Source organism: Streptomyces sp. NPDC020299 (genome assembly GCF_044387825.1).
GTDB lineage: Bacteria > Actinomycetota > Actinomycetes > Streptomycetales > Streptomycetaceae > Streptomyces.
Map to the genome: position 1 here is coordinate 246,215 of NZ_JBIRWL010000001.1, position 11,062 is coordinate 257,276.

The following is an 11,062-nucleotide window of genomic DNA, read 5'->3' on the forward strand; positions in this document are numbered from 1 at the left end:
GGACCGCGGGACCGTCGGCCGCAACGGAGTTCGCCCGGCATCGCACGCGTAGCCCCCGGGAATCCGCGGCCGGACCTCTTGCCCGGGGCGGGGTGGGCTGCGTTAACTGATCCCGTGCGGGTCGACCGAACGATCGGTCGAGAGGATCGGTGCGGTCGGCGAGGGAGAAGTGCCATGGCGGAGACGGGCAGCCTGCTGGACGCGGGAGAGCGGCTCGGCGTCGAGGCGTTGCGGGCGCTGCAACTGGAGCGGCTCCGGGCGTCCCTCCGGCACGCCTATGCGCACGTGCCCTTCTACCGGGAGTCCTTCGACAAGGCCGGGGTCCGCCCGGAGGACTGCCGCTCACTGGCCGATCTGGCCCGTTTCCCGTTCACCACCAAGGCCGACCTGCGGGAGAACTACCCGTACGGGATGTTCGCCGTGCCCCGCGAGCGGATCCGCCGTATCCACGCCTCCAGCGGCACCACCGGACGGCCGACCGTGGTCGGCTACACGGAGAACGACCTGTCGATGTGGGCCGACATGGTGGCCCGTTCCCTGCGGGCGGCGGGCGGGCGGCCCGGCGACACCGTGCATGTGGCGTACGGATACGGGCTGTTCACCGGCGGCCTCGGCGCCCACTACGGCGCCGAACGCCTGGGCTGTACGGTCGTCCCGGCCTCCGGGGGCATGACCGCACGGCAGCTCCAGCTGATCCAGGACCTGCGGCCCGGGATCATCATGGTCACGCCCTCGTACATGCTCACTCTGCTCGACGAGTTTGAACGGCAGGGCGTGGACCCGCGCTCCACCTCCCTGCGGGTCGGTGTGTTCGGCGCCGAGCCGTGGACCGAGGAGATGCGGCGCGAGATCGAGGAGCGGTTCGCGATCGACGCGGTCGACATATACGGGCTCTCCGAGGTGATCGGCCCGGGCGTGGCCCAGGAGTGCGTGGAGACCAAGGACGGCCTGCACATCTGGGAGGACCACTTCTTCCCGGAGGTCGTGGACCCGATCACGGGCGAGGTGCTGCCGGAGGGCGAGGAGGGCGAGCTGGTCTTCACCTCGCTGACCAAGGAGGCGATGCCGGTGATCCGGTACCGCACCCGTGACCTGACCCGGCTCCTGCCCGGCACGGCCCGGGTGTTCCGGCGGATGCGGAAGGTCACCGGCCGCAGCGACGACATGGTGATCCTGCGCGGGGTGAACCTCTTCCCGACGCAGATCGAGGAGATCGTCCTGCGCACCCCGGCCGTCGCCCCGCACTTCCAGCTGCGCCTCACCCGCCAGGGCCGCCTGGACGCCCTCACCGTGCGGGCCGAGGCCCGCCCGGGCGCCGGCCCGGAGGCCCGGGACGCGGCGGCCCGGTCCATCGCGGCGGCCGTGAAGGACGGCATCGGCGTGTCCGTCACCGTCGAGATCGTCGAACCGGAGTCACTGGAGCGCTCGGTGGGCAAGATCCGCCGCATCGTGGACCTCCGGCCCCGCTAGGCCCCCGCCCTAGCCGGCGGGTTCGAGCACGACCGGCAGCTCCGCGAGGCCGCGGAAGGCCGGGAAGGGGACCTCCAGCCACCGTGCCTGCCCGGCGGGGCCGGCCGGAGCGATCCTCGGGAACCGGTCGAACAGGCCGGTGAGGGCGAGCTGGGTCTCCAGCCGGGCCAGGGGGGCTCCCAGGCAGTAGTGGCTGCCGTGCCCGAACCCCAGATGGGCGTCCTGCGCGTTCCCCGGCCGCCGCACGTCGAACTCGTCCGGGGCGTCGAACTTCCGCGGGTCGCGGTTGGCGGAACTGAGGGCGATCTGGACCAGGGCGCCCTTGGGGATCCGCGTCCCGGCGTACTCCAGGTCCTCGGTCGCGTAGCGGAACGTCGAGCTCTCCACGGAGCCTTCGTAACGCACCAGTTCCTCGACCGCCGCCCGGATCAGCTCCGGGTCCTCGCGGACGGCGCGGAGCTGCTCCGGATGGGACAGGAAGTGGTGGACGGCGTTGCCGATGAGGTAGGCGGTCGTCTTGTGGCCCGCGAACATCAGCAGGAACGCCGTGGAGACCAGCTCGTTCTCCAAGAGCCCGCCGTCGTTGTCCCGGACCGCGGTGAGCGCGCTCAGCAGGTCGTCGCCCGGCCGGCGGCGCTTCGCCGCGATGAGGTCCGTGAAGTACGCGTGCAGGTCCTCCTCCGCCTGCTGCTGGGCCCGCTTGGCCTCCTCGCCGAAGCCGGTCTGCGCCACCGTGGTGGACAGGTGCTGCATCCGCGACCGCTCCTCGGGCGGCACGCCGAGCAGGTCGCAGATCACGATGATCGGCAGCGGGAACGCGAACGCGGGCAGCAGGTCGAAGGGCTCCCGGGCCGGGCACGCGTCGAGCAGGCTCTCGACGATCTCCTGGATCCTCGGCCGCAGGGCCTGCACACGGCGCGGGGTGAACGCGGAGTTGACCAGCCTGCGCAGCCGGGTGTGCTTGGGCGCGTCGGAGTTGAGCATGTTGTCGTCCAGCGCGACGGACGAGTCACCGAAGATCCTCCGGTAGGCGTCCATCGCCCCGTACATGTCCTTGCTCAGCCGCGGGTCCGCCAGGGCGGCCCGCGCGTCCTCGTACCGGGTGATCAGGTACGTCTCGTTGCCGTGCGGCGGTCTCATGGGGCAGACCGGCGCCGCTTCCCGGAGCTGGGCGTAGACCGGGTGCGGATCCCGCCGGAACTCGGGGGTGCACCGCTCCGCCGCGGTGACGGCTTCCTGTGTGGTGGTCACGGACGGCTCCTCAGGTCGAAGAGGGCCTCGGCGTTGCCGCCGAGGACGAGCTGCTGGGACGCCTTGTCGAGCGGCAGCTTCTCGATCATGCGGATGGAGTCCTCCAGCGGCGCCGCCATCGGCGGTGAGTCGGTGCCGAACAGCATCCGCTCCGGCCCCAGCACCTCCGCGTTCAGGCTCAGGTGCGCCGGGCTGAACGGGCTCGTGTCGACGTACATGCGCTGGAGCGCCGCGGCCGGGTCGGCGGCCGGCGGGGCGGAGGCCGTTCCGGGCCGGCCGGGGGGCGGGGTGCCCCCGGCCCAGTGCCGGGGGCGCGCCGCCGTCCGCAGGCGCTCCGGCAGCAGCGCCATCGCGCCGCCGCCGGTCGCGCCGATCAGCCGGAGACCGGGGTACTTGTCCAGCCATCCCGCGAACGCGATCATGGCCATGCCCACGGTGATGTCGCCGAACCGGCCGATCTGCTCGACGAAGCCGATCTCGTCGACCCGTTCGGTGCCGACCGGTTCGGCCGGCGCGTGCACCAGGACCGGCACCCCCGCCTCCGCGGCCAGCGCGAAGAAGGAGTCGGCCCGCGGGGAGCCGAGGAGCTCCCCGTGGACGCTGGACGTGGTGATCAGACCGACGAAGGCGGGGTCCGCCAGGGTCTCCCGCACCCCTTCGAGGTGATCGTCGTCGCCGAACGGGTTGGCGTACACGTATCCGCGCAACTGGTCCGGGAACCTGCCGATCAGGCCCGACATCCAGGCGTGGAAGCCGCGCAGCCGGTCGCGTGGTTGCGCGTAGTTGTCGACGCCCGGGACCCGGGCCATCGCGCCGGCCCCGACGGGGCTGCCGATGATGGTGAGGTCGATTCCGGCCTCGGCGCGGGCGGCGAGCATGCCGTCGACGTCGGTCAGGCTCGGGGGCATGGGGAAGCGTTCGGCCGCTTCCGGTGGGGACAGGTGCCCGTGGATGTCGATGATCACGTGTCGCTTCCCGGTTTCGGTGTGAGTGCGCGGACGACCGCGGCGCAGTCCTCGTCGCCCAGTCCCAGCTCGGTGGCGCGGACGTGGGTCTCCGCCGCGGCGGTCGCCAGCGGCAGGCTCAGGCCGGCCGCCGCTGCCTGCTTGGAAGCGAGCATGAGGTCTTTGGCCATCAGCCGCAGCCGGAAGTCCGGCTCCTCGAAGCGGCCGGAGGCCAGGCGCCGTGACTTGAACGCCATGACCGGCGAGGCGAAGCCGCTGCCCGCGATCGTCTTGAGGACCAGCTTCCGGTCGAGTCCACAGGCGGCGGCCAGCTCGCCGGCCTCCGCCAGGGCCTGCACCTCTATGCCCATCAGCAGGTTGAGGAGCAGTTTCATCCGCATGCCGGAACCGAGTACGCCCAGATGGACGACCTCCTTGCCCAGCATCCGCAGCAGGGGCCGGCAGGCCTCGAACGCCTGCTCCTCGCCGCCGACGAACAGACGCAGCTCGCCGTCACGGGCGTGGTCGCGGTTGCCGAGCATGCCCATGTCCAGGACCGAGGAGACGTCCCCGGCGAGCTGGACGATTTCTTCGGGCGCGACGGTGCTCGCGCAGATCAGGACGCCGGGGTAGGCGCCCCGGGCCAGTACGCCGTCGGGTCCGCGCAGCACGGCGCTGAGGGCTTCGCCGTCGGCGACCGCGCAGATGGCGGCCCTCGTACCGGCGGCGGCGTCGGCGGGGTGGGGTGCCACGAAGGCGCCCGCCTCGGCGAGCGGTTCGGCCCGGTCCGCGGTGCGGTTCCAGACCCGGACCGGTACCCCCTGGTCGAGAAGGCGGGCGGCCAGTCCGGCGCCCATCGTCCCGAGTCCGAGCACGGCTACGGGTTCGTTGGCCGTCCGTGTCATGACGACACCCCCTGGGTCTCCTTGACGACCCGGAACCGCAGCGACTGCGTCGAGTCGACCCACTGGCGCAGCGGGGCCACCAGCGCGCGGTGCTCCTCGCTCTGCTGCCAGGCGAAGAAGTGCTCGGCCGTCTCCCACTCGCTGGTGATCACCCACTGCCGCGAGTCGTCCACGGGTTCGCCCAGCCTCTCGACGATGTGGCCGGGGGTGCGGGACACGGATTTCCGGATCCGGTCGTACAGATCCAGGAACCCTTGCTCGCCGCCCTCGATCACACGGACCGTGAAGACGACTCCCAGCTTCTCGGCCGAATGGCCCTTGTGCTCGGTGCCCATGTCTCCTCCTGGGGGTGAGATCCGGCAGGACACGCATCCCACCGACTCATGACCGCCGTACGGACGCAACTCCGAATGGGGGACGGGCCAGTGGGCACAAGGCCTTCACGCTCCGTGGTTAGCCCGTTCGGGTGGGTGACGAGAGGTGCCGTCGCCGGGCTGCCGGACGCGGATCACCTCACCCGGACGGGGCACTGCCGGACCTCGCGAACCGGCCCTCGGGTGACGCTCGATCGGGCGAAGTCCAGGGCAGGCGGGACCGGCGAGCGGCGCGGCCGTCAGCCGCCGAACCTGTCCCGCAGCTCGCGCTTGAGGATCTTGCCGCTGGCGTTGCGCGGGAGTGCGTCCACGAACAGCACCCGCTTGGGCGCCTTGAAGGCGGAGAGCCTCTCGCGCGCGTGGGCGATGAGTTCGTCCTCGGTGACCTCGCCGCGCGGGACGACGACCGCCGTGACGGCCTCGACCCAGCGCTCGTCGGGCAGGCCGATCACGGCGGCCTCGGCGACGGCCTCGTGCGTGTACAGCGCGTCCTCGACCTGCCGGGAGGCGACCAGTACGCCGCCGGAGTTGATGACGTCCTTGACCCGGTCGACGATCGTGAAGTAGCCGTGCGCGTCCCGCACCGCGAGGTCGCCGGAGTGGAACCAGCCGTCGCGGAAGGCCTCGGCGGTCTCCTCCGGCTTGTCCCAGTAGCCCTCGCACAACTGCGGGGAGCGGTAGACGATTTCGCCGGGCGTGCCGTCGGGCATGTCCTCGCCGTCCTCGTCGACCACGCGGGCGTCCACGAACAGCACGGTGCGGCCGCAGGAGTCGAGCCTGCCCTTGTGCTCGTCGGGTGCGAGGACGGTGGCCAGGGGGCCGATCTCGCTCTGGCCGAAGCAGTTGTAGAGGGCCAGTTTCGGCAGCCGCTCGCGCAGCCGCTCCAGGACGGGCACCGGCATGACCGACGCCCCGTAGTACGCCTTGCGCAGGCCGCTCAGGTCCCGGGTGGCGAAGTCCGGCCGGTTCGCCAGGCCGATCCACACGGTGGGCGGCGCGAACAGGCTGTCCACGCGGTCCGCTTCGACGAGGTCGAACAGGCGGTCACCGTCCGGCGCGTCGAGGATGATGTTGGTCGCGCCGACGGCGAGGTAGGGCAGCAGGAAGACGTGCATCTGGGCGGAGTGGTACAGCGGCAGTGCGTGCGCCGGCCGGTCGCCGGCGCTCAGGTCCAGGGCGGCGATCGCGCTGAGGTACTCGTGCACCAGCGACCGGTGGGTCATCATGGCGCCCTTGGGCAGGGCGGTGGTGCCCGAGGTGTACAGCAGTTGCACCAGGTCCTCGGTGCGCGGTTCGGGGCCGTCGTACGGCGGTGCGTCCGCCAGCCGCGCGAGGAGCGAGTCCTCGGTGTCCCGCAGCGGCATCTCCCGTACCCCGTCCGGGAGTTGCCCGGCGAGGTCCGGGTCGGCGAGCACCAGGCCGCTGCCCGACTGGCCGACGATGTACGCGAGGTCGTCGCCGGTCAGGTTCTGGTTGACCGGGACGTGGACGAGTCCCGCGCGGGCGCAGGCGAGGAAGGCGATCAGGTAGGCGTCGGAGTTGTGGCCGTAGGCGCCGACCCGGTCGCCCTTGGCCAGGCCCTGGCCGAGGAGTACGCCCGCCGCGCGGGAGACGGCGTCGTCGAGCTCCGCGTACGTCCACGCCCGCTCGCCGTACTCCACAGCGACCCGTGCCGGGGTGCGGCGGGCACTGCGCCGCAGCACCCCGTCGACTGTGCTGCCCTGTGCCTGCGTCATGTCACATGATCTTCGGGCCGCTCGTGGGCGAGGTCAAGGACTTCGGGGGCGGATCACACGGGTCGCGTGCGGCCTTCCCAGTACGGGTCGCGCAACCGTCGCTTGTACAGCTTGCCGTTGGGATCGCGGGGCATCTCGGTGATGAAGTCGATGCTCTTGGGCCGCTTGTAGCCGGCGAGTTGCTCCGCGCAGTGGTCGAGCAGGGCGGCGGCGAGGGCGGGTCCGGGCTCTTGGCCGGGGGCGGGTTCGACGACGGCCTTGACCTCCTCGCCCCAGTCGTCGTGCGGGATCCCGAAGGCGGCGGCGTCGGCGACGGCGGGGTGGGCGAGCAGTACCGACTCGATCTCGGCGGGATAGATGTTGACCCCGCCGGAGATGATCATGTCGATCTTGCGGTCGCGGAGGAAGAGGTAGCCGTCCTCGTCGAGCAGGCCGAGGTCGCCGACGGTGAAGAAGTCGCCGATGCGGTTCTTGCGGGTCTTGGCCTCGTCCTTGTGGTACGCGAAGCCGCCGGTGCTCATCTTCATGTACACCGTGCCGAGTTCGCCGGGCGGGAGCCGGTTGCCGTCGTCGTCGAAGACGGCCAGTTCGCTGATCGGCCAGGCCTTGCCGACGGTGCCGGGCTTCTTCAGCCAGTCCTCGGCGGTGGCGAAGGCGCCGCCGCCCTCGCTGGCCGCGTAGTACTCCTCCACGCTGTGCCCCCACCAGTCGATCATGGCCCGTTTGACGTGGTCGGGGCAGGGGGCGGCGCCGTGGATGGCGTGGCGCATGGCGGAGACGTCGTAGCGGGCGCGTACGTCCCCGGGGAGGGCGAGGAGGCGGTGGAACTGGGTGGGGACCATGTGGGTGTGGGTGCACCGGTACGCGTCGATGAGGCGGAGCATCTCCTCGGGTGTCCACTTGTCCATCAGGACCAGTCGGTGGCCGATGTGCAGGGACGCGCCCGCGAACTGCAGGACGGCGGTGTGGTAGAGCGGCGAGCAGACGAGGTGCACGTTGCCGTCGAACGGTTTGATGCCGAAGATGCCGAGGAATCCGCCGAGGTAGGCCTCCTCGGGGAGTCTGCCGGGCAGCGGGCGGCGGATGCCGCGGGGGCGGCCGGTCGTACCCGAGGTGTAGTTCATGACCCAGCCGAGTTCGCGGTCCGCGGGCGCCGACTCGGGCTGGGAGTCGAGGAGTTCGGCGTACGGCCGGAATCCCTCCACCGCGCCGACCGCGTACCGGTGCGTCGCGGGCAGGCCCGCCTCGTCCGCGGCATGGCGGGCGGCGGCCTCGAACCTCTCGTGTGCGAGGAGCACCTTCGCGCCGGAGTCGGACACGATCCAGGCGATCTCGGGTCCGACGAGGTGGTGGTTGACGGGGACGAGGTAGAGGCCGGCCTGGGTGGCGGCCAGGTAGGCGGTGAGGAACTCGACGCCGTTGGGCAGGACGACGGCGAAGGCGTCGCCGCGTTCCAGGCCGGCGGCGCGCAGGCCGTGCACAAGGCGGTTGGCGGCGGCGTGCAGCTTCCCGGCGGTCCACTCCTCGCCGTCGGGGGCGATCAGGACCGTGCGGTCGGGGTCGGCGGTGGCCTGGGCCCAGAAGCCCGTGGGGGGTGTGCTCACGACTGGCCGCTCCTTCCGGCGATGCGGTTCATGCGGTCGACGGCCCGCTCGAAGCCGCGGGTGAGGTCGTCGAAGACGGCCCGCACACTGCGTTCGCTGTTCATCCGGCCGACGATCTGGCCGACGGGGGTGCCGAGCAGCGGGTCGATTTCGTACTTCTGGATGCGGGAGACCGCCTCGGCGACCAGCAGGCCCTGCAACGGCATGGGCAGCGTGCCGGGCCCGGCCGGGTCGTCCCAGGCGTCGGTCCACTCGGTACAGAGCTGGCGTGCGGGCTTCCCGGTCAGCGCGCGGGAGCGGACGGTGTCGCCGGACCCCGCGGCGAGCAGCTTGCGGGTCAGCGCGGGCGAGTGCAGATCGGCCTCCGTAGTGGTCAGCCATACGGAGCCCAGCCACACACCCTGCGCGCCGAGTGCCAGCGCGGCCGCCACCTGCTGGCCGCTGCCGATGCCGCCCGCGGCCAGCACGGGCAGCGGGGCGACGGCCTCGACCACCTCGGGGGTCAGCACCATGGAGGCGATCTCCCCGGTGTGGCCGCCCGCCTCGTAGCCCTGCGCCACGACGATGTCGATGCCGGCGTCCTTGTGCTTGCGGGCGTGCCGGGCACTGCCCGCGAGCGCGGCGACGAGTACGTCCCGCTCGTGGGCGCGGGCGACGACGTCGGCGGGCGGCGAGCCGAGGGCGTTGGCGAGCAGTCTGATCGGGTAGTCGAAGGCGACGTCGAGCTGGGTCCGGGCGACCTGTTCCATCCAGCCGGTGATCCGCCAGCCGGACGCCTCGCCCTCGGCGAGTTCGGGCACGCCGTACTTGGCGAGGGTGTCCGTGACGAACCGCCGGTGCCCCTCGGGGATCATCGCCTCGACGTCCGCCTCGCTGACGCCCTCGACCTTCTTGGCGGGCATGACGACGTCCAGCCCGTAGGGCCTGCCCTCGACGTGCGCCTCGATCCAGTCCAGGTCGCGCTTCAGCTCGTCGGGGTCGGTGTAGCGGACCGCGCCGAGCACTCCGAAGCCGCCGGCCCGGCTGATGGCCGCGGCGACGGCGGGGAACGGCGTGAAGCCGAAGACGGCGTGCTCGACTCCCAGTTTCTTGCTCAGCTCCGTCTGCATGGGGCGCAGGATGCCGCAGTCCCCCGGAGGACGGAAGCCTCTTTCTGATACTCCGTCAGATTTTCAGGGCGCCAACTGCCCTGCGGCGTGCGTCAGTCGCCCTCCAGCACCGCCATGGCCGCGTTGTGCCCGGGCACCCCGCTCACCCCTCCCCCGCGGACCGCGCCCGCCCCGCACAGCAGGACGTTGGCGTGCCGTGTCTCCACGCCCCAGCGGCCGGTGTCCTCCTGGGCGTACGGCCAGGCCAGGGCGCGGTGGAAGATGTTGCCGCCGGGCAGGCGCAGATCGCGTTCCAGGTCCAGCGGCGTCTTCGCCTCGATGCAGGGGCGGCCGTCCGCGTCGACGGCCAGGCAGTCGGCGAGGGGTTCGGCGAGGTGGGCGTCGAGCTGGGCCAGGGTCGACTTCAGCAGCTCGTCACGGACGGCGTCGTTGTCCCGGGCGAAGAGCCGGGCAGGGGTGTGCAGGCCGAACAGGGTGAGGGTCTGGTAGCCGCGTTCGACCAGTTCGGGGCCGAGGATGGTGGGGTCGGTGAGGGAGTGGCAGTAGATCTCCGAGGGCGGCGCGGCGGGCAGTTCGCCGGACGCGGCCTGGGCGTGGGCGGTGGCCAGTTGCTCGTAGCCCTCGGCGATGTGGAAGGTGCCCGCGAAGGCCTCGCGCGGGTCGACGTCGGTGTCCCGCAGCCTCGGCAGCCGCTTGAGCAGCATGTTCACCTTGAGCTGGGCGCCCTCGGCGGGCGCCGGGGCCAGATCGCCGGTCAGGGCCGCCAGCTCCTGCGGGGAGGCGCCCACGAGAACGTGCCGGGCCGTGACGGTGCCCTCGGCGTCGGCGGTGCGGTAGCCGACCTCGGCGGAGCGCCCGTCGGTGTCGATCCGTACCGCCTCGTGTCCCGTCGCGAACACCGCGCCCGCCTCGCGCGCGGCGGTGGCCAGGGCGTCGGTCAGTGCGCCCATGCCGCCGACGGGCACGTCCCAGGCGCCGGTGCCGCCGCCGATGACGTGGTAGAGGAAGCAGCGGTTCTGTGCCAGGGAGGCGTCGTGCGCGTCGGCGAAGGTGCCGATGAGGGAGTCGGTGAGCACCACACCCCGTACGAGGTCGTCACCGAAGTTCTCCTCGACCGCCACGCCGATCGGTTCCTCGAACAGGGCCCGCCACGCGGACTCGTCGTCGACGCGGCGGCGCAGTTCCTCCCGCGTGGGCAGCGGTTCGGTGAGCGTCGGGAAGACCCGCTGGGCGAGGCGGCCGGTCATGGCGTAGAAGCGCTGCCACGCCTCGTACTCACGGGTGCCGCCGGTCAGCCGGGCGAAGGCCTCCCGGGTGCGCCGCTCGCCGCCGCCGACCAGCAGCCCGGTGGGCCGCCCGGCCCGCTCGACGGGGGTGTACGAGGAGATGGTGCGCCCTCGGACGCGGAAGTTCAGGCCGAGGTCACGGACGATCTTCCGGGGCAGCAGGCTGACCAGGTACGAGTAGCGCGACAGCCGGGCGTCGACCCCGGCGAACGGGCGGGTGGAGACGGCGGCGCCGCCGGTGCGGTCCAGCCGTTCGAGTACCAGCACGGACCGGCCGGCCCGGGCCAGGTAGGCGGCGGCGACGAGGCCGTTGTGGCCGCCGCCGACGATGACGGCGTCGTAGGTCCCAGATGGCTCGCGTGGGGGCATGGTTCTTCGTAACA

General features: G+C 72.1%; 9 protein-coding genes. 1 reads left to right on the forward strand and 8 read right to left on the reverse strand.

Annotated elements, in window-relative coordinates; translation table 11 throughout:
* The first annotated feature begins 174 nt into the window (after positions 1-174).
* On the forward strand, positions 175-1,470 hold the full coding sequence (gene paaK, locus ACH45E_RS01155) for a phenylacetate--CoA ligase PaaK (RefSeq protein WP_361436516.1): 1,296 nt from the start codon (positions 175-177) through the stop codon (positions 1,468-1,470).
* Between the two features lie 9 nt (positions 1,471-1,479).
* Here the strand turns inward: paaK and ACH45E_RS01160 are convergent, their stop codons facing one another.
* From ACH45E_RS01160 to ACH45E_RS01195, 8 genes are all read right to left on the reverse strand, one after another.
* Positions 1,480-2,721 carry a cytochrome P450 gene (locus tag ACH45E_RS01160; protein WP_361436513.1) on the reverse strand — a complete coding sequence of 414 codons (1,242 nt, stop codon included), beginning with the start codon at positions 2,719-2,721 and terminating at the stop codon, positions 1,480-1,482.
* On the reverse strand, positions 2,718-3,686 hold the full coding sequence (locus tag ACH45E_RS01165; protein WP_361436510.1) for an amidohydrolase family protein: 969 nt from the start codon (positions 3,684-3,686) through the stop codon (positions 2,718-2,720). Before ACH45E_RS01165 ends, ACH45E_RS01160 begins: the two co-directional genes overlap by 4 nt.
* Complete coding sequence (locus ACH45E_RS01170; RefSeq protein ID WP_361436507.1) at positions 3,683-4,570, reverse strand: NAD(P)-dependent oxidoreductase; 888 nt, start codon at positions 4,568-4,570, stop codon at positions 3,683-3,685. The genes ACH45E_RS01165 and ACH45E_RS01170 overlap by 4 nt, the downstream gene beginning before the upstream one ends.
* Positions 4,567-4,905 (reverse strand): antibiotic biosynthesis monooxygenase family protein, encoded by a 339-nt coding sequence (locus tag ACH45E_RS01175; RefSeq protein WP_361436504.1) that lies wholly within the window; start codon positions 4,903-4,905, stop codon positions 4,567-4,569. The genes ACH45E_RS01170 and ACH45E_RS01175 overlap by 4 nt, the downstream gene beginning before the upstream one ends.
* A gap of 278 nt (positions 4,906-5,183) precedes the next feature.
* Positions 5,184-6,680 carry an acyl-CoA synthetase gene (locus ACH45E_RS01180; RefSeq protein WP_361436501.1) on the reverse strand — a complete coding sequence of 499 codons (1,497 nt, stop codon included), beginning with the start codon at positions 6,678-6,680 and terminating at the stop codon, positions 5,184-5,186.
* A gap of 53 nt (positions 6,681-6,733) precedes the next feature.
* The gene (locus ACH45E_RS01185) at positions 6,734-8,284 is read right to left on the reverse strand and encodes an acyl-CoA synthetase (RefSeq protein ID WP_361436498.1); all 1,551 of its coding nucleotides are present in this window, start codon (positions 8,282-8,284) and stop codon (positions 6,734-6,736) included.
* Positions 8,281-9,393 carry a nitronate monooxygenase family protein gene (locus ACH45E_RS01190; RefSeq protein ID WP_361436495.1) on the reverse strand — a complete coding sequence of 371 codons (1,113 nt, stop codon included), beginning with the start codon at positions 9,391-9,393 and terminating at the stop codon, positions 8,281-8,283. The genes ACH45E_RS01185 and ACH45E_RS01190 overlap by 4 nt, the downstream gene beginning before the upstream one ends.
* A gap of 92 nt (positions 9,394-9,485) precedes the next feature.
* On the reverse strand, positions 9,486-11,048 hold the full coding sequence (locus ACH45E_RS01195; RefSeq protein ID WP_361436492.1) for an NAD(P)/FAD-dependent oxidoreductase: 1,563 nt from the start codon (positions 11,046-11,048) through the stop codon (positions 9,486-9,488).
* Positions 11,049-11,062: the final 14 nt, after the last annotated feature.

Coding starts and splice junctions, on each gene's coding strand:
- paaK (WP_361436516.1), top strand. CDS start 175: ATGGCGGAGACGGGCAGCCTGCTGGACGCGGGAGAGCGGCTCGGCGTC.
- ACH45E_RS01170 (WP_361436507.1), bottom strand. CDS start 4,570: ATGACACGGACGGCCAACGAACCCGTAGCCGTGCTCGGACTCGGGACG.
- ACH45E_RS01175 (WP_361436504.1), bottom strand. CDS start 4,905: ATGGGCACCGAGCACAAGGGCCATTCGGCCGAGAAGCTGGGAGTCGTC.
- ACH45E_RS01180 (WP_361436501.1), bottom strand. CDS start 6,680: ATGACGCAGGCACAGGGCAGCACAGTCGACGGGGTGCTGCGGCGCAGT.
- ACH45E_RS01190 (WP_361436495.1), bottom strand. CDS start 9,393: ATGCAGACGGAGCTGAGCAAGAAACTGGGAGTCGAGCACGCCGTCTTC.
- ACH45E_RS01195 (WP_361436492.1), bottom strand. CDS start 11,048: ATGCCCCCACGCGAGCCATCTGGGACCTACGACGCCGTCATCGTCGGC.